The sequence below is a fragment of the Nostoc sp. genome (assembly GCF_036917975.1).
Taxonomy (GTDB): Bacteria; Cyanobacteriota; Cyanobacteriia; order Cyanobacteriales; family Nostocaceae; genus Nostoc.
The window spans coordinates 53228-79428 of record NZ_JBALEJ010000050.1 but is presented as its reverse complement, the minus strand read 5'-3'; the positions used below and the strand labels follow the sequence as shown (position 1 = coordinate 79428).

Genomic DNA, 26201 nt, shown 5'->3' with positions numbered 1-26201 from the left:
TTTGTCACTTAACCAATAACCAATGACCAATGACTAATGACTAATAGCTAATGGTTTGAGTAGATTTTTCTCTACTAACAACTCGGCGATTTGGATTGCATTTAACGCTGCGCCTTTGCGGATTTGGTCGCCACACAACCATAATTCCAAGCCACAAGTATGGGAAATATCCTGACGAATTCTTCCCACTAAAACTTCATCTCGACCGGTTGCTTCAATTGGCATCGGAAAATGATTAGTTCCCCAATCTTCTACCAATTTGACTCCAGGGGAGGAACTTAGAATTTCTCTGGCTTCCTTCGCACTAAAGGGAGTCTCAAATTCTAAATTAATGGCTTCTGAGTGGGCGCGGAGTACGGGAACCCGTATACAGGTCGCAGTGATTCTGATTTGCTGCGTACCAAATATTTTTCGGGTTTCGTTGACCATTTTCATTTCTTCCTCACAATAACCCAAATCGTTTAATGGGGAGTTATGGGGGAATAAATTAAATGCCAATGGGTAAGGCAATATTTCGGCAATCGGTAGCTGTCCTTGTAGTATAGCGCTTGTTTGGGTTTTGACTTCTGCCATTGCCCTAGCACCCGCACCACTAGCCGATTGGTAGGTTGCAGCGACGATGCGTTGCACTGGTTTAACTTTATGCAATGGCCAGACTGCCACAGCCATTAAAATCGTTGTGCAGTTGGGGTTAGCAATAATGCCTTGGTGATGCGCTGCGGCTTGTGGGTTCACCTCTGGCACTATTAAGGGGACTTCCGGGTTCATCCGAAAGGCACTGGAGTTGTCAATTACCACTGCGCCCTTTTCTACTGCAACTGCTGCCCAAGTTTTGGATGTGGAACCACCTGCACTAGCTAGTACTATATCGATATTTTCAAAAGCGCGATCGCTAACTGGCTCTATTGGTATATTTTCCCCTTTAAAGCGTAGCGATCGCCCGACACTCCGCTCTGATGCCAATAACTTCAAGTCAGCAACCGGAAAGTTACGGTTTTCTAATAATTCCAGCAACTCAGTGCCAACTGCACCAGTGGCTCCCAAAATAGCTAAACGATAGGATTTCGACAAACTTGCTTCCTCCTTTAAGAGACTTATCTGCAATTTATTGGAACAATTGACAATTTTTTATTTATATAGCTAGCGATCGCAGTCTTGAGATAGATTTTGAATATGATTTAGATTTTTCTCTAATTTACTCTGTTTTTATATATTTAATACATTTATTCGCTTGGTTCTTTAATAAGTTAAGTGATGTTGCATTTTACAACAATGGACATCCTATTTATTTCATCGATTTTAACTATATATTATTATACAGCAAACTGCCATTTAGCAGAAAAATGAAGATATCTGCACTTAGACGTTTAACAGGCATCTCACCTATAAGACAAGAGACATCTTGGCTACAAAAAAGTTGTTTACCAAGATGATAAATATACTACTAAGATCGAAATGCACAAAACCAGCACAAAATAAATTAGGTAACAGATACGCTTTCGTACCATAACTTAAAAATAGCTAGTACAGCACGGCGTAAATAAACCACCCATTTAAAATAGCCAGAAAGCTTACAAAATAAGTATTCTTTCTTTTTATTTTTGCCTTTTTACTTTTGCCTTCTTGTACTAGACTCAATACTATAACTTTAACTTGGGGTAGTAACCACTTGTTGAGAACCAGGATATCACGGGATTAGCCCACTGAATAATTAATTCCTGAGAGTGAGAGGGGAGTCGGGAGTGGAGGAATAATGAGGGAGCAGGGGAAGATGGAAAATAACCAATGCCCAATGCCCAATGCCCAACGCCCAATACCCAATGCCCAATTGTTCTGAAAGCAAAATGTCAAGTCCTTGGTCATTGGCAGTAAACTGGATCTTTGCCCCAAGACAAACATCCATCCTTTGGATGTCACAAGACCTTTTGGCAAACTCCCATTATCTCTAAGAGACATCAAGCCATAAACGTAAACAATTATTTTATTGCGTTTTGTGTGTACTCGGAGTATAAAATACCAGAAAACTAGAGACAAAGCATGAAAGTCACCCAGGAAAAACTTCCCGCCAGCCAAATTGGCCTGGAAATAGAGATTACGCCGGAAATTACCAAGCAAACTTACGAACAGGTCATTAAAAACTTGGCGAGTACTGCCAATATTCCTGGGTTTCGTAAAGGCAAAGTGCCTCGGCCGATATTACTACAACGGCTGGGTACAACTCGAATCAAGGCAGCGGCGCTGGAAGAACTAATTCAAGATGGCATTGAGCAAGCAGTCAAACAAGAAGCCATCCCAGCAATCGGTCAGCCGCAATTGCGCTCCTCTTTTGAGGATTTGATTAATAATTATGAACCGGGAAAACCCCTGACGATTTCGGCTGCTGTCGATGTAGAACCAGAAGTGAATCTAGTGCAGTACACTGATTTGCTTTTCCAAGCTGAAGAAGTCAAGTTTGATCCAGAGCGAGTAGAAAATACTCTAGATAAAGAACGTCAACAATTGGCGACATTAATTCCTGTGGAAGAACGTGCAGCCCAAATTGGCGATATTGCCGTAGTTGATTTTAAAGGTTCATTCGCCAGAGTTGAGGGCGAAGATGAAGCAGCTGAACTAAAACCGATTCCTGGAGCCGAAGCAACTGATTTTCAAGTTGAGTTGCAGGAAGATAAATTTATTCCCGGCTTTATTTCGGGAATCGTCGGGATGAATCCTGAAGAAACCAAAGAAATTGCGGCACAGTTCCCAACTCCTTATGCTAATGAAGATTTAGCGGGAAAAGCGGCAACCTTCACCGTGACGCTTAAAGAACTGAAGGAAAAGGAACTACCAGAAGTAAATGACGATTTCGCCCAAGAAATCAGTGATTTTGAAACCTTAGAGGAGTTACGCGCTTCTTTGGTAGAGCGATATCAAAAAGAGGCAGACGACAAAACAAAAACCAATAAACAGGAAGCCTTGTTAACGGAATTGCTCAAGCACGTAGAAGTTGATTTACCAGCAACTTTGATTGAGCAAGAAGTGGATGCAATGCTAACGCAAACAGCAATCCGACTGTCTCAGCAGGGATTGGATGTGAGAAAGCTGTTTACTCAAGATATTATTCCTCAATTACGGGAGCGATCGCGTACTGAAGCAATTGAACGCATCACTCGCTCCTTGTCCTTGCGGGAAATTGGCAAACGCGAATCTATCGAGGTAACACCAGAAGAAATCGTAGCTAGAGTCACAGAACTTTTGGAACAATACCCAGAAGAACAGGACGTTGATGAAGATAAACTGCGGTCAATCGTGGAAAACGAACTGTTAACCGAAAAAATCATCGATTGGCTCTTAGAACACTCCTCAGTTGAACTTGTACCGGAAGGTTCCTTAAGTCCCGCAGAGGAAACGGAAGACGTAGAATCAGATGGTGATGCTGATGCACCCCAGACTGAGGAAGAAAACAGCGAAACTTCCACAGAAGTCACAGAAGGATAATCAAAAATCCCACAGCCATGAATTCACCAGTTCTGAGTTAAAGTACTGGTGAAATGGGTAAGGTAAGAGAGATGAGGAAGAAATCAATTCAAAATTCAAAATGACGCGACGCTCCTGCGTCGCTAACGCTTCGCTATCGCGGACTCGCTCTAAGCGAAGCCATGCCGTTCGCGTTAGCGTCTCTGAAAGAGAAGGCTTTACGCTGCGCTAACAAAATTCAAAATTAAACAACTTCTGCCTCCTCTTTCCCAATGCCCCATGACAAATAATTAAAGAATTAATGAATTTTCGGCAAATAGTGACACCGGTTATCGCCTGAGCTTGATACTGTGTTCACGAGAGGAAATTATATGAGGCATAATGGTTAACACGTAGCTTATACAAATTCCATTCGTTGAAAAGGCAGCCTCGGCTGCTGAAACATTTGTCCTAAATTATCGTCACAGAAAGCTTGTATGCTTGAATCGCAGTCGGGAAATTCCCCAATCAGCAACTTAAGTCGAATAAACATTAACTCCCAGTTGAGCAGCCCTAGCAACATCGTACCGATGGTTATAGAGCAATCTGGCATGGGAGAAAGGGCTTTCGACATCTACTCCCGCCTGCTGCGAGAGCGGATTATCTTTTTAGGAACACCAATAGACGATGCCGTAGCTAACTCAATTGTGGCTCAGTTGTTATTCCTAGACGCCGAAGACTCAGAAAAAGACATCCAACTGTATGTTAATTCTCCTGGTGGCTCCGTCTACGCAGGGATGGCAATCTATGATACAATACAGCAAATTCGCCCTGATGTTGTTACCATCTGTTTTGGATTAGCCGCGAGCATGGGGGCATTTTTGTTGACAGCAGGAGCTGCCGGTAAGCGAATGTCTCTGCCCGACTCCCGGATTATGATTCACCAACCACTTGGTGGCGCTCAAGGTCAAGCCATTGACATTGAAATTCAAGCCAGAGAAATTCTTTATGTTAAGGCTAAGTTGAATCAGTTAATGGCTCACCATACTGGTCAACCCTTAGAAAGACTTGAAGCTGATACTGAGCGTGACTTTTTTATGTCGGCTGAAGAGGCAAAAAACTACGGTTTGATTGATCAGGTCATTTCCAGGCAAAATCTTCCCGTAGCAGGGGAAAACGTCACCATTCTGAAATAAGAGGCTGGTATGGTTAAGTACGACTCCCATTTAAAATGTTCATTTTGTGGCAAGTCTCAAGAGCAGGTGCGTAAGTTAATCGCGGGACCGGGAGTCTACATCTGCGATGAATGCGTTGACTTGTGTAATGAAATACTAGACGAGGAGTTACTCGATACCAGTGGTGCGGCAGCACAACCAGCGCCAAGAGCAGAACCACCTGAAAAACGGCGTACCCACTCTGCTAGTATTTCGTTTAATCAAATACCCAAGCCAAGAGAGATTAAAAAATATCTAGACGAACACGTTATTGGTCAAGACGAAGCGAAGAAAGTACTGTCAGTCGCAGTTTATAATCACTACAAGCGACTAGCGGTGATTCAGTCTAAAGCCAGTGGCAAACCTGGGTCAGATGATGCCATAGAACTGCAAAAGTCCAACATTTTATTAATTGGCCCGACTGGTTGCGGCAAAACTCTCTTAGCCCAAACCCTAGCAAAAATCTTGGATGTACCCTTTGCCGTAGCTGATGCGACAACGCTGACGGAAGCGGGGTATGTGGGAGAAGATGTAGAAAATATCTTGCTGCGACTGTTGCAGGTGGCAGATTTAGATATAGAGGAAGCGCAACGGGGAATTATTTATATTGACGAAATTGACAAAATTGCTCGTAAGAGTGAGAACACGTCAATTACCCGCGATGTTTCTGGCGAAGGCGTGCAGCAAGCCTTGCTGAAAATGTTAGAGGGAACGATCGCTAATGTACCACCCCAAGGAGGGCGCAAGCATCCCTATCAAGACTGCATCCAGATTGATACAAGTAATATTTTGTTCGTCTGTGGTGGTGCTTTCGTGGGCTTAGACAAGATTGTAGATCAGAGAGTTGGCAAAAAAGCAATCGGCTTTGTGCAACCGGGAGAAGGCCAATCGAAGGAGAAACGAGCAGCAGACACTCTCCGCCATCTAGAACCGGATGATTTAGTAAAATTTGGCCTGATTCCAGAGTTTATTGGGCGGATGCCAATGGTAGCAGTAGTAGATCCGCTAGACGAAGAAGCGCTGATGGCGATTCTGACTCAACCACGTAGCGCCTTAGTGAAGCAGTACCAAAAGCTGCTGAAGATGGATAATGTCCAATTAGATTTTAAAGCAGATGCTTTACGAGCGATCGCTCAAGAAGCTTACCGCCGTAAAACTGGTGCGAGAGCATTACGTGGTATTGTCGAAGAACTAATGTTGGATGTAATGTATGAGTTACCATCCCGTAAGGATGTGACACGCTGTACAGTTACAAGGGAAATGGTCGAGAAGCGATCGACTGCTGAACTGATAATACATCCGTCTTCACTACCGAAGCCGGAATCAGCCTAAATCAGTACTGAGTGCTGAGTAGGGGCTGAGGGAGATGAGGGGGATGAGGGAGATAGGGGAAGTGTAATAAATACTCACTCTTAACTCCTAACTCTTAACTCCTAACTCCCGACTTTTAACTCCTAACTCCTAACTCCTAACTTTCAAAAATGCCTTATATTAATGTTCGTGGCGTTGAGCATTACTACGAATGGGTGAAAAAACCATCCGGTTCTTTGGTAAAACCAGTGATGGTTTTCATCCACGGTTGGGCTGGTTCGGCTAGGTATTGGCAAAATACTGCTAATGCTTTATCAGAGCAATTTGATTGTTTACTCTACGATTTGCGGGGATTTGGTCGTTCTCGTGGGAAGCCGACCATCGCCCAAGCAAGTGAAGCTGTTGCCGAATCTGAGTCCCCACAGGAAGAATCAGAGGCAATCAGAGAGTTAACCTATGAGTTAGAGGAATACGCTGATGATTTGGCAGCTTTATTAGATGGGTTACATATCCAGCGTGTTTATATCCATGCTCATTCAATGGGCGCTTCTGTTGCCACTTTATTTTTTAACCGCTATCCCCAACGAGTGGAACGAGGAATTTTAACTTGTAGCGGCATTTTCGAGTACGACGAAAAATCTTTTAGTGCCTTTCATAAATTCGGTGGCTATGTAGTGAAATTCCGTCCCAAATGGTTAAGCAAAATTCCATTTGTTGACCGAATGTTTATGGCCAGATTTTTATATAGTTCCATACCACATTCTGAGCGGCAAGCTTTTTTGCAAGATTTTCTCGAAGCAGATTACGATGCAGCTTTAGGAACAATTTTTACTTCAGTCAGTAAGGCTCAAGCTGAAGTGATGCCGCAAGAGTTTGCTAAGTTGACAGTGCCGACTTTACTCGTGGCGGGGGAGTATGACAAGATTATCCCAGCCGAGATGGGCCGTCAAGCCGCAGCACTGAGCAACAAAGTGGAATTTGTGATGATTCCCAACACAGCGCATTTCCCAATGTTGGAAGATGTACCAACTTATCTGCAACGGGTACAAGAGTTTTTGCAAATTAACACGCCAGAGCCACAGCTGGGTTAACTGATTTTTCGGATAGCCTGCACAAATTCAGCAACAGCGTCGTATTGGTCAGGATGTCCGATATATTGCAGCAACAAAGTTGGGTCTAAATTCGGAAAGAAACCACTACGGTTTACTTCTTCATATTCGTCAGTCGCATTTAAACGGAATATTTTTATCTGGTCAGATTTCCAGAACCAAACTTCAGGCACTTTTTTGGGTTTGTATAACTCCTTGCGTTCTATGCATAGGTTTCTTGGAGGGGGAATTTGGCTCTAGTTTTTTGACTAGACGGGGATTGCCTCTACCTTCAGGTTCAGGAATCTGCTCATCCAAAATTTCTCTTACAAGCCAGGTGAAAAAAAGGAAATTCTTCTATTTGGAGTCGCTAAAATTTGGAAACAGCGCGACGGATGATATTCAGTGTGCCAGTGAAACTTAGAGTATTTTTTTGGAAGTCCCTAACAAGGAGTCAGACGTAAAACAGGCTTTATATCAAGCTTTGAGATGAATTCTTTTATTGTAAAACCTTCGCACAAGCTCCTTCTTGACCAGAAGGATCGGGGAAAATTGCTAAAGTATGATATTCAGGACTATCTGTTTTATATATCACTTTAAAAGTATACAATTTGTTTTTACCTTGGGCTTCGGTAATAACTGTTAAAAGTGTATTACTAGTGTTAGGAAGTCCAGGAATATCCAGTTTTTTAATTCGTCTGAGTTGGATTACATTCGCGGCTGAGTTTTTACAATCTCCTGAACTAGTATTAGGTTTTAGACCAAACTGCATACATACCGGGCCATCAAAATCCATAGTTACCTGTGATGGATCGTTTAACCAAACTTTTTTAATTACTTCTCCAGCCGGGATAAAGCTTAAGTTTGTGCCTTGCTCATACCAAACGTTGATTGTCGGTATTAATCCTCCTAAACCTTGCGCTTGGCAGGAAAATATAGAACGCAAAACGGCATTATTAGCTACAGCACGACCTACCAACAAGAACATAGCAACCGAGAAAATTAAGGAAGCTATAGGTAGGAAATAATAATGGGTATTTCCTGGCAATTTAGTATTCTTTTTCATGGTTGCAAATATCTAAAATTGGTATAAATCCTACCTTCTAAAACTGGGTTGGTTGATTAACATATACTTCAACATTTGTGCCGGCTGGCAAAAACCAAACATTATTTTGTTGTGACATTTGGGCGATCGCCTGTTGATTACGTTGGGCAATTTGGGGTACTATAGAGTTCAAACCACCTTCCACAACACCAGCTCCAAGGTTGCGTTCGGGCTGACTGACAGTAGTAATTGTTGTGCTGCTACTGGTGGTGCTGCCACCGCCGGTGGTATTGGGGGTGCTAGTGGTAGTAGTAAGTGGTACAAGTTGAGTATTAGGGACATTTATTAACTCTGCGGCTTTACTAATACCTCCCAAAACGAATAGTCCTGTATCCATTGATGATATGGATGAACCTTGACTGGGAAATTTATTTGCGATTAAAGGTTTACCTTGAGTACCGCGAAGAATAATTGCATTGTTGGGTAAGCTTTGTTCTATAGAGTTGCCATTATTTTGCGAGATAACTTTAACTATGTTCATCTGCAAAAGACCTTGTTCGGAAAGGGAACGAATTTCAGTGAGGAATTCGGTGTTTGCAGGTAGAGCGATCGTACCATCCTTAGATTTTAGGGGTTCTTGCAGTTTGATCACAAATACGTTTTTGTTTTCGTCTGTTTCACCACCACCGCTTGACTTAGTAGTTTCCCCAAATATCGCTGTCGCTAACACAGCTTTAGCACTACTCCCGACTGGTACAGATTTTTGCCCCTGCGCTTGACTAACTACAGGAGCTTGCGGTTCTGGGGTTTTCTCTGGGTTGGGGTTTGGTGTCTGTTGCTTATTTACAGGTTCTAAAGTAGCTATATTACTAGTAGGTTGATTGCTAGCATTTACTTGACCGTAGCTACCTAATTTTGCTAACCTTGCCCACTCTTCAAATGGGCTGGGTGGAGTTATACTAACTACTGGTTGAATGTTTGGTCTGACAACTGGTAGTTGGGCTGATGTGAAAGGTTGAGAAGGAGGGACAGGAACGATGCGCTCAGTTACCGTCGGAGGTACGTAAGCTGTTGGTGGGGGTGTTGGAATCACTTGCTGTCTAACTGACGGTTGTGGTAAGGCTACTGTCGGCGTTGATTTGGCAATTCTCAGCTGTTGTTGGGCAGCTTTCACCATTTGTGCTTGTTCAGTCAGGGCTAATTTCGTTTTGAGAGTATCTACTTCACCTTCTAGCTGTTGAGATTTAGATTCAGTGGGCTGCTCTTGCACTGGTGCAGAAACAAGATTTTTGGGCTTTTGACTGCTGGTACTCATCAACTTGGACAAAAACACACCACCCAACAAAACGATCGCTAAGGTAGCAGCTCCTACTAAGGCTAGTTTTGCAAAAGGATTCGATGAGAGTGGTTGCTTAGTCTGAACTTCTTGTGGTTGAGAAACCGACTCTAGCGGCGTTGCCGAGTCTTCTGAACCTTGGGTAGCGGTAGAAGAAGATTTTTCTTCAAAGCCGACTAACCTTGACATCCGTGATTCCCAATCTAAAGATTCTACTTCTGATTGGCGATCGTCGGTGCTGAGAGTAAATCCATTTTGGGGAGGGGTTTCCGCAGGAATTGAGTATCGAGTCATGGTAGAGCTTAATTGGGATTTCCAGAACAATTGTTATCTTGGATTTCACAGACATTATAAATTTCTAGTCTGGCTTCACCAAGGCGGTAAGCTGCGAAGTGCAATGGTAGTGGTGCATTTGGTAGTGAAGTTGCTGGTTCATCTATGGCTCTAACTAAAATTTGTTTATTAAAGGAAACCGATTTTCCTAACTTATCATAACTGCTAAAAATTAGTTGATTGGCAAACATCTCTACTTTCCATTTTCCATTACCTATTGCTGTAGGTTGAGAAATTTTTTGGATGACTAATACATTCTCCGTGCCTCTATTAACATTTTCAAATTGGCTATCTGGATTTAAATTAGTAATTTCTGACTTAAATTTTTGTTTAAAATTATCAGCTACCAGTTGAGAGCTAATTTCCCAGACTTGTGTTGGTGGTTGTTGCTGTGACCAGGTGAGCATTAAGCTCATAGTTTCACCCACAAACCGCCGAATAGCCTCCGGCTGTCGCTCTAAATTTGGTTGGGGGTCTACGGTTATGGCGCGACCATCAACAAGTTGCACTAAACTTTGAGGTGTAAGTTGCCGTCCTAACTGTTGTAACATAGACCCATGAAATATTAGTAACAGTAAAGTGAATAGATGTAAACCAAGGGTTCCTACTGCCAACAGTGGCAAGGGGCTATTTTTCTTATTTTCTGGTTTGAGTAATTGCATTAATAATTGATTATATAAATTGAACTATCAGCCGGTGAATTAGAAATATATCATTTTATAAAACTATCAGATGTTTGTCCACTGCTGCATTGTTTGGATTTATCTCCGTTCAGGTTGTTGTAGCTATCCAGCAAACATAAGTTACGAATTTCATAAATTTCTAGTCTATCTGCGCGGACACTATAAATTGCTTTTTGTAAGTCGGTGCTACTGTCAGTTTGGGGATTGGCAAAATAATCTGTTGCGCGTACAAGGAAATCTTTATTAAAAGGAGTTATAAGTTTTGCACCACCAACTCGGTTTTTCTGAATTAAGTCGGCTACCATCCCCACTCGCCAATTACCTGGTGCAATTTCTTTTGGCGGATAAACCCGCTTAATAACTAATTGTGATGTCATTGCTTGGTTGGGATTTTCAGAGAAGACTTCTGGCGGTGTCATTTCTGCAACTGTGCTTAAAAAACCTTTGCGAAAGTCTTCTGAGAAGGCGAAACTAGCTACCCAACTGCTGGTACTAATTTTTTGGCTACCACCTTGAGGTGTGTTAATAAGTATTCCTAAATCTGATTTAGGGTTTGCGACTTCTTCAATAGTTTGTGGTGGTAAGGTTCCAGACCAGCTAAACATTGAGATCATCGTTTTGCTGATAAATCGACGGATGTCTTCAGGTTCTCTTGCTAAATCATCAATATTAGCTACTGGTTTACCGTCGATTAATTGCACAAAGTTGGGAGGTTTTCTCAGACTAAGTTGGCGAATATTTAGCCCTTGCAATAAGAATAAAAATAAAACTAATATATGTAAACTAAAGGTAGCGATCGCAAAAATTGTTAAAGCACTTCCCGTTCTTTGTCTTTTTTCTAGTAAACGCACCATTTACTCACCTCCTACTGCAAAAAACTTCAGCTTATTATATATAGTCAGCATTCACAGCACTTGCCAAAATTTTATTCATTTTGAATTTTGAATTTTGAATTTTGAATTTTGAATTCCCTATATCCTCTCCTTGACTAAAGAAGCCGTATTACTGATAGCGCTAAAGACTGCAAAACCGCCAGCAGCAGCCACAAGTAAAGATAGAATCGGTGCTAAAATTCCCAGAAAAATTATGAACCACATTAAATCTGGATCAACATTAGCATTTTGACCTGGGCCATTCACAATAACTGCGGCAGTTAGCACAGCAATAATATTGAACGAAATCTTAGCGATTCCAATAGATAGAAATCCGGTTAGCCATGCAAAAATTGGTTTACCAGCAACAGGCAGCAAAGAACCACCTACAGCTATTGGCCCTAAAGCTGCTATTAGCAACATGCTAGCTTCTATCAAATTCTGGAAGGCATATTGTAAGGAAACTAAAAAGCTTTTAATACTCGTTTGCACTGTCGAACCTAACAAAGAATTGAAAGAGGTTTCTGATACAATGCCAGTCCCATATCGAATATTATCTACCTTATTTTGTAGTCTAATTATCCAGCTTTTATTACCATACATATCTCGATATTTCTGCCAGAGAACGTTGACTTTTTCGGCAGCTTTGACAAAGCATTGACTTTGTTGTTCGCCAGTCAGCGATTGACAAGGACGTAGGAAAGAACCAGCTACTTCTTCAGCAATACTCATATTCAGTGCTTGCTGGTAAGTTTTATTTGCATCTGCTGTTACCAATACTTGCTGATTAACGGTATTTAAAAAATTCCGCACTCCCAATGTCAGATTAGAAAGTATACTTCCCTTACCTGAATTACTTAAGAGTACTACCACAATAAAAGGCCAAATTAAAGCTGATATGGGACGGCTATATTCGTAGGATATTAAGTCTCTGAGGAATTGTATCATAAAAAATAACAGGGTTCCTACTGCAAAAAAAATACCCAGATTTGTCAGTGAACCATACAAGTTATTGCTGGTGTTATTTTGTAATAAATCCAGCCATTGTTTGTCCCAGCCTTCAGCAACACTTCGAGAAGTTACAGTACCAGTATCGATAATCTGATCAATGCCTACTTGGGAAAAAATTAGTTGAATAGCAAGTTGCATTTTTTGTCTAGAAAATTAGATTTTTTTATTTCAAAATCCTACTTATTAACTTTTCTGCCAAACAAATCTAGTTGAGAAGTTGATCTTAAAAGTCGCGCTGCTTCAGTAGATGTTTCTACTCTGTGAGCGCGATTCGCCTCTTCCGCCTGTTCAGAAATGTTTGCCAAATTTAAGTTTGAGTATTGCAAAGACTGATTCATTTGTATTGTCTGAGCAAATGTTTCAGCTATAAATCTTGCTTGCTCCTGTTGGATTTTAGTGTTTTCTTGGTTTGCAGTTAGCAAAGTTGATAAACCTGGGATAGTACTCGCAGCCACAGCCGCAGCCGCAGCCGCAGCCGCAGCCGCAGTTGCAGCCGCACTCGTATTCGCAGCCGCATTCGCAGCCGCATTTGGAATGGATAAGTTGTTAACTGTATTAGTAAATCCTGCAATATCTGCTAGGCTTTTCTCTGTATTTTCTAACTTTAATTTTGTCCGAATTTGTCCATTTTGACCGAGAACACCTACCGCTACTCCACGAGTAATTAGACGGTTGAGTTCATTACTAACTAAATTTCCCCGCACTGCTGAATTATTCTCAAAGCGGTCTGCTCTAGAGTCTGAACTAGAAGAGTAGAGAATCAAATCATCACGAACCTTTTGTCCCGCGACAACGGGATTAGGTATATTCAATTCTCCCTTGGAATTACTCAGAGCATTTTGACTTTGTACTTCTAAAGGCTTTAAGTTATCGCTGAGATTATATTGAAGGTAATTTTGCAAATCTGTGGAATATGATTGAAAATCAGTCCAAACCTGGCCTAAGTTGCTCGTCTGAACTTGTGCCATTACTGGCAAGATTGCCAGGGATAGCAAGGTAAAAGTAAAAATGGTAGTTTTTTGCATACATCTGTGCCTGAAAAAGGTAGACGACATTGTTAAGTGCTTACAGAACCCGATTAACTACTACGCAGAGTCGCCACTAACTGACGTGCAAATGCCGAAATTGCCTCATATTTATCGCTGTGAAGTTGCATCATTTGGCTACGTGCAGTTTGCTCATAAGGGTTATTAGCAACTGCTGCCAATTGTTCGTAACCTGGATAGTAACGGCAGAATGTATAACTACCGTTATCATCTAATAGCCATTGGCTATAAACGCCTTCTTTGCGGGGAAAAAAGCTTTCTGAAGCATTACGAGAAATAACTTGGCGGGGATATTTCAAGATGTCTGTAAAACTATCTACTGCTACTGGCTGAATACGTCCAATTAATCTTGTTGTCAAGTTTTGCAAAATTTTAGATGCAGCTTTAGATTTGGCGATCGTATCAGGATCTTGTCCTGATAAGATGACTCTGATCCCGGCTTTAGCGCCGTTCGCACAAATTCTGCCAACTAAGTCAGAAATTTGCTCAAATTCAAAGAGAATTGGTGCTTCGTCGATAAAGAATATAGAAGCTGGACTACTTAATGCGCGTCGTAGTGCGGCTGAATAGGCACTCAAGGATAGTACGGCTGCATCTTCACTATCTGAGAGGTTTCTGAGAGCAAAAACTAAAAGTTGTGCATCGGTAGGAAAGCTAGATGGTGCAGAAATGGCTTGTCCTACGCGGCTAGAAAGCCAAAACCGTAAGCGCAACTGAATTTGACTGAGGGCATCTTCTACTCTGCCAGTTAAAGAACTTAGCTGCAAGTGTTCGGGTGAGCAGAAAAAGAGAAAATCTTTTAAGGTAGGGGTTTTCTGCCAAGCATTAGTGCCAAATCCCGCCGTCATCGCCTGCCGATATCGCTCTTTGATGCCCTCATCTCTAAAGAAGGCTTCTAAAGCGAGGTTGAGTAGCGATCGCACGGTTTGCGATAAAATTTGACTTTCAGTGGACGATCCTAAAACCATTGTCATTAACGCTGATTCGAGGAAGGCGGTATAATCATTAAAGCGATCGCGCTGTTGTTCTGGTTCTAGCGATCGTAAATCTGGCTGTTCAAATAAGTTATTCGATTGTTTGGAAATATCAAAATAGGCTCCATTCGCCCCCATAAACTCTGTGTAGTCAGTGAAAGTAGATGTCCCGTCAGGTTTCGGGAAATCTAAGGCTACAACCGGAATCCCATGTGCCAAAGCTTGAGTTAAAATCCCTGACACCAACACCGATTTACCTGCACGAGTTGTGGCAAACAAAGCTAAATTTTTGTGTTGAGTAAATAAGTCTAAATGTACGGGTGTTCCCCCTTCTTCAGCAATCAACTCAAAACCTTGTCTGTCACCTTTTTTAGTTAAAACCAAAGGCATTAATCCGGGAACTTCACTGGTTAAATATAGCTGGCGACGGTTGAAGGGTGTTGCTAACAAACCTTCCCAAACTATTGGTAGAGTTTGCAGCCAAATTTTCCAAGCATATTCAGTTTCTCTAATTACCCTAGCTGGACGTTGAAAACAGTTTTCAATATATCTTGTCGCCTCATCTAATTTTTCGACAGTTGGACGATGTACTAAAATGACAACACTCGTATAAATCGGGACTGCACCTTCAAATAATTGTTCTTGCGCGGCTACCGATTTCTTCAACTTTAATTGAGCATTGACATCAATAGTTTTACTTTTTTCTTGAGCCATAATTGTTGTCATGTTTGACTGCTTCAGCACTCGTTGCAGAGTCGTTTTTACCAATGCTGGATTTGCAGCAGTCAACTCACAAAATATTTCTGTATCTACTACTGTTTCTCTGGCTAATAGTTCCCATAAATAGCGCAGTTGGCCAGATTTATTGGGCCAGCCACCAGGTTTTTCGAGAAATGACAGTGCGCCAATATAACGATTGTTAACATTAACCCAGCGGCGATCGGCACAAGGTACACTAGATTCCATCAGCAAAGTTGTGCCGTGGATATTATCTAGAAGTAATTTAGTACTAGCTAAATCAGAATTAACTTGCTCGTGCAGTCCTTGCTCATCTAAAGTCATTAACTGGGGAATATCTATTGGCTGCGTATCATTAAACCTTTTCCAGATGTCTCCCCAGAGTTCATCAGCAGTCAAAGGCTTGACATCCAATCCCATTTTGTTAGATAAGATTTGTTCCCAGCGAAGAAACCCCTGGTTGTAAGCATTGGTGATTAGGGTTTCAATGCGCTGATTTTCTACTTCTGAGAGTTCCCCTTTGAATTTTAACCACCACGATTCAGCTTTGACTAAAAGCTTTTCGATCCAATCATCTGCATGTTGCGAGTTAGATTCAATGGTGTAAGTGACATAAATCCGTAAAAATTTGGGTTTACGAATCCCAGAAATTGTCAGTTCTTTAACTCTGGCTCTTTCAGCCATCAATAAGTATTTGATATCTCGTGATGGCGAATTTCTAATTAATGTTGCTAATTCTTTTTGTCGCTCTTTGTCTGAACTAAAAGAACCCAAGTGCAACGTCATCCGTTCACCGCTAGGAATGTCTTTTAATCCGGCTTCAATGTTATTAAAAAGTGTATCAATTTGTTCAGGTCTTAAGGTAGTATGGATTCCCTTACAATCAAAACCAAACACAAAACAGAACCGATCTTTTTGAGTGCCTTTTGTCAAAAGGTAAGCGCCAATATCACGTCCATTCATTGCGACACGCAGCATTGTCGCCAAGTGCAAAGCATCTTCAAATGGTGTTAATCTACTTTCATTTCCGGCGACGCTGACGCTTTGTTTTCCGATTTTTTGCTTCATGGTTAACTTCCAGTAAGCTTTGATAACGAGCAAAGCCTCTTGTCCAAGCGGGAACGCCGATAAATTTACTTAAAAAACTCCAACTCCTACCACCAGTTAAAATCCACCAGGTTCCTATTCCCCAACCAGCAATTAGCACTGTCCACAACCATTTTTGAAACTCTTCTTGGAAAAGACCCCCAAAAATCCCATTGATTATAAAATAGGAGGCTAGGGCAATGACTGTCCAAGGAAGAATTTGATCGGCAGGAATTGGCCCTAACGAAGGTTGACTTCCCAGAACTTGATTGACTGGACGAAATTCTTGTTCCCGCTCTTGAGACATTTGAAATATCTGAATTATTTACTGCTATCGCCAATTACAAAGCGTGTGAGTACATCAGCAATGGTAACAGCAACAACCACCAATAGGGGAGTTCTGGCGATGCTTTGCCAATCTTCATCTTTACGCACTGCATTGATCACACCAACTAAGGAGATTGCAATATAGAGTAAGTAAATTGCCCGCAACACATTAAATATCAAACTTACGGCTGTGTCGCTACCACCAGCATTGGTTGCTGAACCATCTTGTAAGGTTTTTTTGAAAAACTTTTCAGCTTCTCCAAAAAACTGTGCTTGTGCGGGGGCTGCAAAACAGTCTAACCAATATAAACTCAGAACGATCGCTGCTGCTAAAATTTGTAATAATATTAGCGATCGCCTTGGTAAATTCACTTGCTGCCCAATTTGCTGGGTAATGACTGCAATTAAACTACCAACGAGTAAGCAAAAGAGCAGAATAGGACTTTTTAGGCTGATAACGCTAACTAATACAGCACAAGCAATCAAAAAAGGTACAGATTCAACTAGAACAGTCAGACAGGATTTTAATGCCAGTCTTAACTTGTGAGATTCTTTCGCCGCACTACCAGTTAAAGCTTTGAAAAAGTTTCTCTCGTGAGAACTTTGTCTAAACATTTGCTAATTTTCCTATGATGTACTATAATGATTCTTTTTCAAATTTTACAGCTACTACAATTTAACATGCTTTAATATGATTGTTAATCAAATTACGAACTTGTAGTAAAGTTCTATATTCTACATCAGTATTATGAAGTTAAGTTAACATAATATTAAGATTTATCTAAAACTAAATATCTCTGATTTGAAAAGCTAGTACCGCGAGGCGGAAGTCAAAAGTCAGAATGAATACGGCGTAAGAGTTTCGTTGATTTGGAATGGGTAGTTTATTTCCGCCGTGCTGTACTAAGTGGTTACGCAAAATTATTTATGTCATTGCGTTCGCCTTTGGCGTTCCCGTTGGCGTAGCCTCTCGTAGAGAAGGGTACGAAATGAAATGTAGCAAAGCAATCCCAAACCCTTGCGATTGCTTCATTTCGCTTTGCTTCATTCGCAATGACAAATGTATATTTAATTTTGCACTACTACTTAGGTTGCAAACCTCAAGCTTGACCTCCTAGAATCCTGCTCGTCTTTGAGGCTCTGCCTCTCTTACTGGCGGCAGAGCCGCCAGTCGCAATCAATATTGAACCTGGAGTTATAACTATTCTCAGCAAAAATTCAAGTCATAGTAAATATACTTATCTTATGAAAGAATTTAGTACGATTTACAATTATTATTTACTGAATATCTATCGGTCAGAATAGTTAAAAAAGTTCAACTGCTAACTATGTTATGATCAGATATGTTGAGAAATATTTTCGGTCATGTAACTGATTATTATAGACACTTCTCCGAATCTAAATCTCTACACCCTTTGATTCTGAAGGTGTTTGATGTCAGTTGATGTTGCTAATCTATCCAATGAGAATGAGGTTGAAGATGATGACCGAGAACGGGTCTTCTCAGAGTATGGATAAAGGATTGTGGCGGCTCCCAACTAAAAAAGTGGTAAAAAGAGGGGATTTGCCGTTGTAGAAATATAAACAGACGCCGCAGGAGTAATTGCTATTCAGGCGTTAAGAGATATCCAAGGGATGAGTTATAGTCTCAAGGTTAACAGAGCTAAGACCTTTAGAGATAAGAGTCTTCAGGATTCCAAAAATTGAAATTTTAGTTAACCGAACTATATTGCAATACCCCATATGACACTGATATCTCTAACTATCAAAAAAATGTGCTAAGAAGAACGGACAAGTCTAGTGTGTCACAAAACAAGACAATATACGGATATTAATTGAGCTTATGTTAACGGATATAATTACTCGTCCTGAGTCCCTGACAGAAGATTGCTTTTTTACTTACGCCCTTGGGACTGATTTGCATGATACTAACTTGACAGCCAAATATTTACGCCGAATTAGAAAAGAAGATAAACCATATATCGACATAGCGGTTTCTCCTAGACCTGGCTACCGGTTTGAGGTTTGCCTTATCCCTGTTGAAGGGTTTGCTCAAGAAACAATATTGACAAAAGATGGGTTCGCCAAAGCGTTAGCGATTATTTGTGCTGTCTCTAACAAAGCTAGAAAGCGATTCCCTTCAGGAAATGGACAAGATATAGTCCGATGTCAATTTAGTAACTTAGCTGATGCAGTAGCCGTAGCAAACAGATTGTCTGCATTACCCTCTGATATGTATGAAACTATCGCCAAGCTACCAAATGCGTTATGAAATCGTGTTTGTGTAAAGGGGATTGGGGATTAGGGACTCTTGATTGGGTATCAAGTTAAAAAATTATGCTGTAGGCTTGTACCCACTACCAAATTTTAAACAACTTTTTCCCAATACCCAGGGAAAGGAGTACCGCGACCTGTTGAATGTACAATTTTGATGTATTTGTACGGTAATCTATAATTCAAAGTGAGTTTTTTTTATGCCTACTAGTCCTTTGCGTGAAGAGCCTCGTAACCAACGAGCGCCTGTAATTCGTACAAGTAATGAATTTATTCTTTTGGAATGGCTAAAGTCAACTGGTCGTCTAATTGAGCGTGAACATCAAGAATCTGAGTATCTAACTGAAGTAGAAGAAATTTCCGAAATGATAGACCTTGATGATATCCCTTACGATCATGATGATGATGATGCTGATATGGATTTAGAAGCGTAATTCTTAATTCTTAAATTCTGTAATGCAAGCGTTTCATTAGACATCTCCGAAAAAGAATGTAGAGACGTAGCAGTGCTACGTCTCTACAAGGGTTCTGGGTAACGCATATTTAATTTCTGGAGATGTCCATTGATTTGGAATGGGTGCTTTATTTACGCCGAAAGGCTAAGATTTCCCGACTTTTTAAAGAAGTCGGGAATTTTAGTAATCTGTTACACATTTAACTTGCATTATTAGGGCGGGCAAGATGCCCACCCCACAAGAGTTATATAAATTTTAGATATGTGAACTAGATATAACTAGATATTTAGATGTTGTTTAGCTTATTAAAATGCGAGTGTGTTTAATTCTTGGACTTGAGTAATAGATAAAATAATTGCCCATTGCTGACTGTCACACCAGCGCGATCGCCTGCTATTTTCCCAGTACCTAAAAAATAATCTACTCTACCTGCACCTTTAATTGCGCCTCCAGTATCTTGGTCAAGAACATAACGGCTAATTATCCGCTCCTCCATTTTTCCGGTAGGATTAACGAAGGGAATGGCAGCACGAATCAACGCTAAAGCGCCGGGAGGCATGAGAGATTTATCTGTAGCAATAGAACGCTCTGCTGTTAATGGTACATTAATAGAGCCTTGGGCTGGCTCACCGTGATTTTCTTGAAAAAAAACAAAACTGCGATCGCGCGGTATATAAATATTTAATTCTTGGGGATGCTTTTGAAAATAGTCGAGAATAATTGGCAGAGTTATACCTTCTAGTGGTAATTTGCCATCATTCACTAATTCTCGGCCAATGCTTTTGTAGCTATAAGCGGTGTTACCCGCATAGCCGATTGTTGTTTGAGTACCATCGGGAAGCTGAAGTCTCGCCGAACCTTCAATTTGTGCTAAATATGGTTCGAGGCGATCGCGAAACCAAAATAACTCTAATCCTCGCAATTTCCCTTTTGCACTTTGCAAACCGTCTGATCCTTCTAACTCCTCGCGTGTCGGATGAGGTTTCGGCCAGGAGTTGAAATCAGGAGGTAATCGATAAACAGGATAGCGATATTCTGTTGTCGGGACGCGACTGGCTGCGTAAAGTGGCTCATAATAGGCGGTGAATAAAACTGAACCTTTGTGATCTTTACCGACTGACTGGTAAAGAACAAATTCCCGCTCAATGGCTTGATGTAATTCTGTGGCAGAATTAGTTTTTAATAGGAGTTCGCGGAATCTTTTCAAGCTTTTGAAGACGCGATCGCGCGTAATCCCAACCACCGGATAGTTTTGATAAGCAGCCGCAGCATTAGCCGTTTCCAGGTATTGGAGACTACGAGCGATCGCACTTATCAGCGCTTTTTTATCTGGTATTTTGCCGTAAATTACTTCATCGAAACAAGAAGCATCACCTTGACAACAAGTAATTGGTAGTCTCTCGATTAATGGTGCTTTTTGCTTTTGTGTAAAAGATACTGGTATATCCCACTTTTTCACGCGACATTCTGGCGGACTGAGTTCCCGATGCGCCAAAGATTCCATACGCACTAAGAAAATCGACAGAAGCACCGGTAGGCTGATGGCAATAAATTTGTTTAGCTTTCCTAACCCAGCAAGTGTCTTTTTCATCAAAATTCAAAATTTTTGAGATTAACCCACCTCGCTCAAATTCCAAAATCAAAAACCAAAAATACAGTAGACCTCTTGCATAAATCAAACAATTTGAACCCCACACCGCCAACCCCACCCCTTACTCCCTTCCCCAAGAATAAGTGTACACACAACTTATAGGATTACCCAAAAGTTCTCTAAAACCTCACCCTATGAAAGGGAGTAGGGAGTAGGGAAACAAATCAGGCTTAACATCGGGCGGGGTTTCAACCAATATGCGATACTTGGATTTGATCGCGCCACTTGCAGGCGTTAGCGCGTAGCGGGACGTTCGCGGTAGCGTCTCGTAGAGAAGTACGGCTTTAAACCTAAATCGAGGGCTAATATATCCCCTACTCCCTACTCCCTACTCCCGCCGCGAAGGGGTAGTCAAGAAAAGACATCCCTCTCCTTAGTAAGGAGAGGGACAGGTTTTGCTACCGCAAAACCAGGGTGAGGTTTATCAGGGGCTATGAGACTAACCATATATAGGATGAAATAGTATATTTTTATATACTTTATAAAAAAAGACTAAAAAAACCCATCACTTTTTTCAAGCGTGAGTACATTTGAACTAAATTGCCTCAATTTGGTAGTAAGCCCTGACTCCATCGAACTACCTACACCTAAGAGTTTTAAGCGCCTCCTCCAGCGCACGCGCAAGGGAGAGGCAAAGAAGCACATAAAGTCCTATTTACTGTCCGTTCGTTTATTCTGTAACTAGTTGCTTACGTTTGCGAAGAGAGGTGATACCAAAAGCACCTAAGCCTAAGATACCGATGAGAGAAGTCGGTTCGGGAACAGCTTGGGTAACTACGTCAAATTCGAAATTGGGGCCAATCCTACCCTTACCCGCTGTCAGAGTTGAAGGAAAACTAAACCCTTGGGATGTACCATTTCTGGCGCTATCGGTGAGAGTAATTTCTGGAGCCGTATTTACAGATCCGGGAATATTATAAATATCACTAAATGGACTAGTTATTGCTGCACCAATAACGTATGACATTCCAGCAAGAAGATTGACTGATGTAATATCCTGGTAACGAAAGCTTCCAGTTAGTGGACTGGTAGTTTGGACAGTTGTTGAAGCTAGTAAATTCCCGTCCGATGTCCACAAACCAACCAAGTGGGATTGTGATAGAGGATTCCCAGGAGTTGGATCATAAAAACCTAATGCAGTAACTGAGAGGTTGTCATTAGCAGTAAATGACCAACCGATTGTTTGATTTGTACCATTAAAACTTGGGAAGTTACTTCCACCCGTCAAACTCTGTATCGCTTCATCTGCGTATACAGATGGTGCAGAAACTAAAACTGTTGCCAATATCAAAGGAGAAGCCATTGATAACTTTTTTAGTACATTTGCAATAGTCATGATCTTATTTCTCCCATAAACATTTAATCGATACTCTGCACAAGTAGTGTAGAATTTTTATACCTGTAAAGCAACGCTTTCTCAGAAAATTCACATAAACTTCAATTGAAGAATTCAGAAGCCAGAATTCAGGAGCAAAGCTGGAGACTCCGAAAGCTCCGGTCAGAATGCAATCAGTGGGGGTCTAATCCCCCACTGAATTGTTGCACCACCAAATTGAGAATTTGGTGGTGGTGCAAAAACGCCGTTTATCATTCATTCATATTCCGGTAAGTGGCAACTGCCGAAGGCGAGATCCGATTCAAATATCGGAAAATCCAATATTTAAAAATGGTATCTAAAATCACCGGAAAGGTGGCAATAAATAAGAAGATAAAATCTCTATTTGCTGGTAATCCCCAATGGCGTGATACTCCTTCTAGCAGTACTTCCCAACCATGAGGAGAGTGGAATCCTACAAAGATATCAGTAAATAAAATAATGATAAATGCTTTAGCACTATCACTAAGTCCATAGACAATATTATCAAAGAAATCTTTGAGTACAGCAATAGAAGATTTGCTGACTAGCAAAAGCCAGATAAAAGCAACCACCGAGAACATATCTGCAAAAACATTTTTGATCGCACCAGAGCTTTCATGACGAAATTCTTCAGCAAGCTCTATCGCCTTATTTTTCATTTCAGTCTCCAGTTGCTCAGGTAACAGTGGAGGAGCTTTGATAATGAAATTTTCAAACTTGAGCTTTTCTTCAAATCTTTCTAATTCTACAAGGGCTTCCTCTTCCATTTCAGAGTTTAGGAATATCTGCATTTGCTCTGAGTTTCTAAACCGCTCAATAATTGGGCCGACTACAAAAGATTTTGCTATTTGATGCGTCAAAAGTGGTACGATAATTAATAGTAAAATAAACCTGAGAGATATTATTGTTCTTTTTTTAGTCTGACGGAAACTCTGAATTACCTCTTGTTCCGAATTAGGGTCTAATTCAACTTGTAGACGACTGATGGTACTTAAAATAGAACGGGGTAAAACGCCTATGGTATCGGTTTTGCGCTTGATTTTTGCTTTGTTATCTGAGTCTTGAATTGCTATTTTTGGTGGTAATGTTGGAGTCTTGACAAGCAGCGATTTGTCGTCAGATATCACAGAGTTAGCTGATATATTTTGAGGTCTAACTACTAAAGTGTTGGAGGTTATTTGTTCAGAATTTGTTGTGTATTTGGATATAACTTGATCGATAAAGTTTAGCTTTTCCAAAACTAAAGAAAGACTTAGATACTCTATACCTGCTTTCTCGGCAGCTTTTTGATTCTCTTCATTTAGAAACCAACGGCTTGCTTTAAACTCCGTCAGGCGCATTCTGGCAATTTTTAATAGCTTGTTGAGGTCTGACTCAAAATAATCCATGACGCTATTACTGTACATGGCTGAGTCAGTGTCTATTTTATTACCATTGAAATGCTTATTTTCTATTTCCTGAATCTTTAGTGCTGCATCGTAAGCCTCATATAAGGAACGTTCAGGAGTTTGTAAGTACCGCCGATAAGCAGCAAGTAAGAAAGAATAGATTTTTTGACTAAAAACAGAGTTTTTCATTGCAGACAATCATCCAGCATTATTTGGTTGATTATTAACCTTAAGTTAACGCACGAGGTATACTAGCAAATCTACAAGGAGAAAGTTTGTGGTTTCTCATTCGGTTTGGATTGTTGGCACTAGCCGCAGTGGTAAGACGGCTCGCTTAGTAGAGCAATTTTGTAATTGGGTAAAATCGGAAAATCAATATACTGAATCATTTTATACTAAAAAAACAGGACGTAAAAAAGGTGCTTATGTACCCGAATTTTTATATCTTAAACAAATAGAACCAGGAGTTTTAGTCTTAGCTGCTAATGATGATAATCGCCGAGAGTTAGGAGACATAATTGTTACATCTACGTTGGGTAAATATCCGGTTCGTGCCAAGACACCACTAGGTTTTTTTCAGGATGAAGTCATTTTATTTTGGCCGTTACTAATTAACTCGTTGAACCTGAAGGCACAGTTTCCGGTAAGATTGCGACCAGAAACGGAACAAGAATTAGCCACCAAACTCTGGCGTCCCCAATTAGACGAAGAAATTTTACGTATTGCGGGAGTGAATGAATCTCGTTTGGTGCGTCGCATCCTAGACTTATTGCAATTAGCGGCTTACAGTGGTGTACCTTGCGAAGATATTGCCCAGATTTTGGCAAGGGGTCTGGGGGAAAATACCACAACTTTAGAGCCGGAATTTTTGGCATCTTTGCTGCTAGATTGGCGGAACTGGTGTTTAGAGAGGGGGTTACTAACTTATGGGATTATTACTGAACTTTATAGTCAGCACTTGTTAAGCGATCGCAATTACCAGCAGCACCTAACTAAACGATATCAGGCGATACTAGCAGATGATGTCGATGACTATCCTAGCGTAGCGCGTCTTTTGTTTGATTTGCTATTAGATCGAGGTGCAGTTGGTGCATTTAGTTACAATCCCGACGGTGCAGTGCGCTTGGGATTGGGAGCAGATCCCAAATATCTAGAAGGGTTAGCAGAGCGTTGTCGGGTAGAAATATTGAGTGGGCCACCTCCAGAATCTCTGAGTGAGCAACTGACTAAACAGATGGTGGAATTAGTCACAGAACCGATGGTACTGTTGAGTTTACCAAAAACAGTGTATTCAATTCAAACCACCTCCCGCGCCCAATTATTGCGGCAAACAGCAGAGGAAATTGCTAATGCTATCCAATCTCAACAAGTGCAAGCAGAAGAAGTGGCGATTATTGCACCAGGTTTAGATGCGATCGCTCGTTATACTCTAGTAGAAATCCTCGTTAAACAAAATATCCCAGTAGAATCGCTGAATGACCAACGTCCTCTAATTAGTTCGCCCGTCATTCGCGCCTTACTCACCATGCTGGCACTAGTTTATCCCGGCTTGGGACGACTCGTAGATCGGGATGCTGTGGCAGAAATGCTAGTCGTCTTGAGTAGGAAACAACAACTACCAGAAAACTCTACAGACGCGATGAATCGGGTATCTACAACAGACGCGATGAATCGCGTCTCTACAACAGACGCGATGAATCGGGTATCTACAAATATTGATCCGGTACGTGCTGGTTTGATTGCAGATTACTGCTTTGTACCCCATCCCGATCGCCCCAACTTGCTACCAGTGTCAACTTTTGAGCGCTGGGATCGAATCGGCTATGCAGCGACTACAGCCTATAATGAGATATTAGAGTGGTTAGAACAGCAGCGATCGCAACAAGAATTGCGGTTAATTCCCAGTCCCATTTCCCTTTTAGACAGAGCAATTCAGCGCTTCTTGTGGAATGGTAGTAATCTTCCCTACGAACAACTAGCAGCATTGCGGGAATTATTAGAAACCGCCCAACACTACTGGGAAATTGACACCAGGTTACGACAAATTGCCCCAGTTGAGACAACGCCTCACACAACTATTATTGAATTTATTCAACTACTGCGACGTGGTACAATTACCGCCAACCCTTACCCAGTGCGTCCCATTGGTGGAGCGAGAAAGGCTGTCACACTAGCAACTATATTTCAATATCGATCTAGTAGGCGATCGCACCGTTGGCATTTTTGGCTGGATGCTGGTTCACCCCTGTGGGCGAAAGGTGGTGCAGCGACTTTGTTTGGTGCGCCGTTTTTTCTGCGAGACAGGTTAGGCGAACCTTGGACAGCAGAAGAAGAGAAATTGGCAGAAGAACAAAGACTGCAAAGGATTTTGACAGATTTACTCTCTCGTGTATCTGAAAGAGTTTATTTATGTCACAGTGATTTAGCCGTAAATGGACAAGAGCAATTAGGGCCGCTGTTACCCTTAGTGAATGCCTGTGTAACGGTTATTTCTGAATCTACTGAGAAGTTCAGATCCCCGACTTCTTGAAGAAGTCGGGGATCTAGTTATTCACGAATGATTAAGTAGAGTTCTGA

At 41.3% G+C, this 26201-nt stretch carries 21 protein-coding genes; 7 read left to right on the top strand and 14 right to left on the bottom strand.

The annotated features are described in order from the left end of the window. Positions 1-33: 33 nt before the first annotated feature. Positions 34-1071: an aspartate-semialdehyde dehydrogenase gene (locus tag V7K76_RS22735; RefSeq protein WP_334775691.1), complete on the bottom strand. Its 1038-nt coding sequence runs from the start codon at positions 1069-1071 to the stop codon at positions 34-36. Positions 1072-2037: 966 nt separating this feature from the next. Here V7K76_RS22735 and tig point away from each other — a divergent pair. From tig to V7K76_RS22715, 4 genes are all read left to right on the top strand, one after another. Next, positions 2038-3477, top strand: a complete 1440-nt coding sequence (gene tig, locus V7K76_RS22730) for a trigger factor (RefSeq protein ID WP_334775692.1) — start codon at positions 2038-2040, stop codon at positions 3475-3477. 455 nt (positions 3478-3932) lie between these two features. Further along, a complete protein-coding gene (clpP, locus tag V7K76_RS22725; protein ID WP_069071412.1) occupies positions 3933-4631 on the top strand; it encodes an ATP-dependent Clp endopeptidase proteolytic subunit ClpP in 699 nt (232 codons plus the stop codon). Between the two features lie 9 nt (positions 4632-4640). After that, positions 4641-5981 (top strand): ATP-dependent protease ATP-binding subunit ClpX, encoded by a 1341-nt coding sequence (gene clpX / locus V7K76_RS22720; protein WP_334764935.1) that lies wholly within the window; start codon positions 4641-4643, stop codon positions 5979-5981. Positions 5982-6130: 149 nt separating this feature from the next. Then, the gene (locus tag V7K76_RS22715; RefSeq protein WP_334775693.1) at positions 6131-7051 is read left to right on the top strand and encodes an alpha/beta fold hydrolase; all 921 of its coding nucleotides are present in this window, start codon (positions 6131-6133) and stop codon (positions 7049-7051) included. On the opposite strand, the gene V7K76_RS22710 is transcribed toward V7K76_RS22715, so the two are convergent. From V7K76_RS22710 to V7K76_RS22665, 10 genes are all read right to left on the bottom strand, one after another. Further along, positions 7048-7242, bottom strand: coding sequence for a hypothetical protein (locus tag V7K76_RS22710; RefSeq protein ID WP_334775694.1), 195 nt, complete (start codon positions 7240-7242; stop codon positions 7048-7050). The genes V7K76_RS22715 and V7K76_RS22710 overlap by 4 nt on opposite strands. 305 nt (positions 7243-7547) lie before the next feature. Continuing rightward, a complete protein-coding gene (locus tag V7K76_RS22705; protein WP_334775695.1) occupies positions 7548-8114 on the bottom strand; it encodes a hypothetical protein in 567 nt (188 codons plus the stop codon). A 37-nt stretch (positions 8115-8151) separates the two neighbouring features. After that, a complete protein-coding gene (locus V7K76_RS22700; RefSeq protein ID WP_334775696.1) occupies positions 8152-9723 on the bottom strand; it encodes a hypothetical protein in 1572 nt (523 codons plus the stop codon). Between the two features lie 8 nt (positions 9724-9731). Then, entirely contained in the window at positions 9732-10424 is a 693-nt protein-coding gene (locus V7K76_RS22695) for a hypothetical protein (RefSeq protein WP_334775697.1), read from the bottom strand. A gap of 50 nt (positions 10425-10474) precedes the next feature. Then, entirely contained in the window at positions 10475-11299 is an 825-nt protein-coding gene (locus tag V7K76_RS22690) for a hypothetical protein (protein ID WP_334775698.1), read from the bottom strand. Between the two features lie 117 nt (positions 11300-11416). Beyond that, positions 11417-12466, bottom strand: coding sequence for a hypothetical protein (locus tag V7K76_RS22685; protein ID WP_334775699.1), 1050 nt, complete (start codon positions 12464-12466; stop codon positions 11417-11419). 38 nt (positions 12467-12504) lie between these two features. Continuing rightward, positions 12505-13353 (bottom strand): hypothetical protein, encoded by an 849-nt coding sequence (locus V7K76_RS22680; RefSeq protein WP_334775700.1) that lies wholly within the window; start codon positions 13351-13353, stop codon positions 12505-12507. A gap of 53 nt (positions 13354-13406) precedes the next feature. Then, positions 13407-16154 carry a hypothetical protein gene (locus V7K76_RS22675; protein ID WP_334775701.1) on the bottom strand — a complete coding sequence of 916 codons (2748 nt, stop codon included), beginning with the start codon at positions 16152-16154 and terminating at the stop codon, positions 13407-13409. Further along, complete coding sequence (locus V7K76_RS22670; protein WP_179063732.1) at positions 16108-16479, bottom strand: hypothetical protein; 372 nt, start codon at positions 16477-16479, stop codon at positions 16108-16110. Before V7K76_RS22670 ends, V7K76_RS22675 begins: the two co-directional genes overlap by 47 nt. A 14-nt stretch (positions 16480-16493) precedes the next feature. Continuing rightward, on the bottom strand, positions 16494-17114 hold the full coding sequence (locus V7K76_RS22665; protein WP_334775702.1) for a hypothetical protein: 621 nt from the start codon (positions 17112-17114) through the stop codon (positions 16494-16496). Between the two features lie 1228 nt (positions 17115-18342). Here V7K76_RS22665 and V7K76_RS22660 point away from each other — a divergent pair. Both V7K76_RS22660 and V7K76_RS22655 read left to right on the top strand, forming a co-directional pair. After that, positions 18343-18771 carry a hypothetical protein gene (locus V7K76_RS22660; protein WP_334775703.1) on the top strand — a complete coding sequence of 143 codons (429 nt, stop codon included), beginning with the start codon at positions 18343-18345 and terminating at the stop codon, positions 18769-18771. Between the two features lie 202 nt (positions 18772-18973). Beyond that, positions 18974-19207: a DUF3134 domain-containing protein gene (locus tag V7K76_RS22655; RefSeq protein ID WP_334775704.1), complete on the top strand. Its 234-nt coding sequence runs from the start codon at positions 18974-18976 to the stop codon at positions 19205-19207. 343 nt (positions 19208-19550) lie between these two features. Here V7K76_RS22655 and mltA read toward each other — a convergent pair whose 3' ends face one another. From mltA to V7K76_RS22640, 3 genes are all read right to left on the bottom strand, one after another. Then, positions 19551-20819 (bottom strand): murein transglycosylase A, encoded by a 1269-nt coding sequence (mltA, locus tag V7K76_RS22650; protein WP_334775705.1) that lies wholly within the window; start codon positions 20817-20819, stop codon positions 19551-19553. A 730-nt stretch (positions 20820-21549) separates the two neighbouring features. After that, on the bottom strand, positions 21550-22215 hold the full coding sequence (locus tag V7K76_RS22645) for a DUF4082 domain-containing protein (protein ID WP_334775706.1): 666 nt from the start codon (positions 22213-22215) through the stop codon (positions 21550-21552). Positions 22216-22466: 251 nt separating this feature from the next. Next, entirely contained in the window at positions 22467-23813 is a 1347-nt protein-coding gene (locus tag V7K76_RS22640; protein ID WP_442936232.1) for a proton extrusion protein PcxA, read from the bottom strand. Positions 23814-23901: 88 nt separating this feature from the next. Between V7K76_RS22640 and V7K76_RS22635 the strand changes: the two genes are divergently transcribed. Continuing rightward, the gene (locus tag V7K76_RS22635; RefSeq protein ID WP_334775708.1) at positions 23902-26154 is read left to right on the top strand and encodes a recombinase family protein; all 2253 of its coding nucleotides are present in this window, start codon (positions 23902-23904) and stop codon (positions 26152-26154) included. Positions 26155-26201 lie beyond the last annotated feature (47 nt).

Coding starts and splice junctions, on each gene's coding strand:
- V7K76_RS22690 (WP_334775698.1), bottom strand. CDS start 11,299: ATGGTGCGTTTACTAGAAAAAAGACAAAGAACGGGAAGTGCTTTAACA.
- V7K76_RS22645 (WP_334775706.1), bottom strand. CDS start 22,215: ATGACTATTGCAAATGTACTAAAAAAGTTATCAATGGCTTCTCCTTTG.
- V7K76_RS22640 (WP_442936232.1), bottom strand. CDS start 23,813: ATGAAAAACTCTGTTTTTAGTCAAAAAATCTATTCTTTCTTACTTGCT.
- V7K76_RS22665 (WP_334775702.1), bottom strand. CDS start 17,114: ATGTTTAGACAAAGTTCTCACGAGAGAAACTTTTTCAAAGCTTTAACT.
- V7K76_RS22660 (WP_334775703.1), top strand. CDS start 18,343: ATGTTAACGGATATAATTACTCGTCCTGAGTCCCTGACAGAAGATTGC.
- mltA (WP_334775705.1), bottom strand. CDS start 20,819: ATGAAAAAGACACTTGCTGGGTTAGGAAAGCTAAACAAATTTATTGCC.
- clpX (WP_334764935.1), top strand. CDS start 4,641: ATGGTTAAGTACGACTCCCATTTAAAATGTTCATTTTGTGGCAAGTCT.
- V7K76_RS22715 (WP_334775693.1), top strand. CDS start 6,131: ATGCCTTATATTAATGTTCGTGGCGTTGAGCATTACTACGAATGGGTG.
- V7K76_RS22675 (WP_334775701.1), bottom strand. CDS start 16,154: ATGAAGCAAAAAATCGGAAAACAAAGCGTCAGCGTCGCCGGAAATGAA.
- V7K76_RS22700 (WP_334775696.1), bottom strand. CDS start 9,723: ATGACTCGATACTCAATTCCTGCGGAAACCCCTCCCCAAAATGGATTT.
- V7K76_RS22685 (WP_334775699.1), bottom strand. CDS start 12,466: ATGCAACTTGCTATTCAACTAATTTTTTCCCAAGTAGGCATTGATCAG.
- V7K76_RS22655 (WP_334775704.1), top strand. CDS start 18,974: ATGCCTACTAGTCCTTTGCGTGAAGAGCCTCGTAACCAACGAGCGCCT.
- V7K76_RS22680 (WP_334775700.1), bottom strand. CDS start 13,353: ATGCAAAAAACTACCATTTTTACTTTTACCTTGCTATCCCTGGCAATC.
- V7K76_RS22670 (WP_179063732.1), bottom strand. CDS start 16,479: ATGTCTCAAGAGCGGGAACAAGAATTTCGTCCAGTCAATCAAGTTCTG.
- tig (WP_334775692.1), top strand. CDS start 2,038: ATGAAAGTCACCCAGGAAAAACTTCCCGCCAGCCAAATTGGCCTGGAA.
- V7K76_RS22705 (WP_334775695.1), bottom strand. CDS start 8,114: ATGAAAAAGAATACTAAATTGCCAGGAAATACCCATTATTATTTCCTA.
- clpP (WP_069071412.1), top strand. CDS start 3,933: ATGCTTGAATCGCAGTCGGGAAATTCCCCAATCAGCAACTTAAGTCGA.
- V7K76_RS22695 (WP_334775697.1), bottom strand. CDS start 10,424: ATGCAATTACTCAAACCAGAAAATAAGAAAAATAGCCCCTTGCCACTG.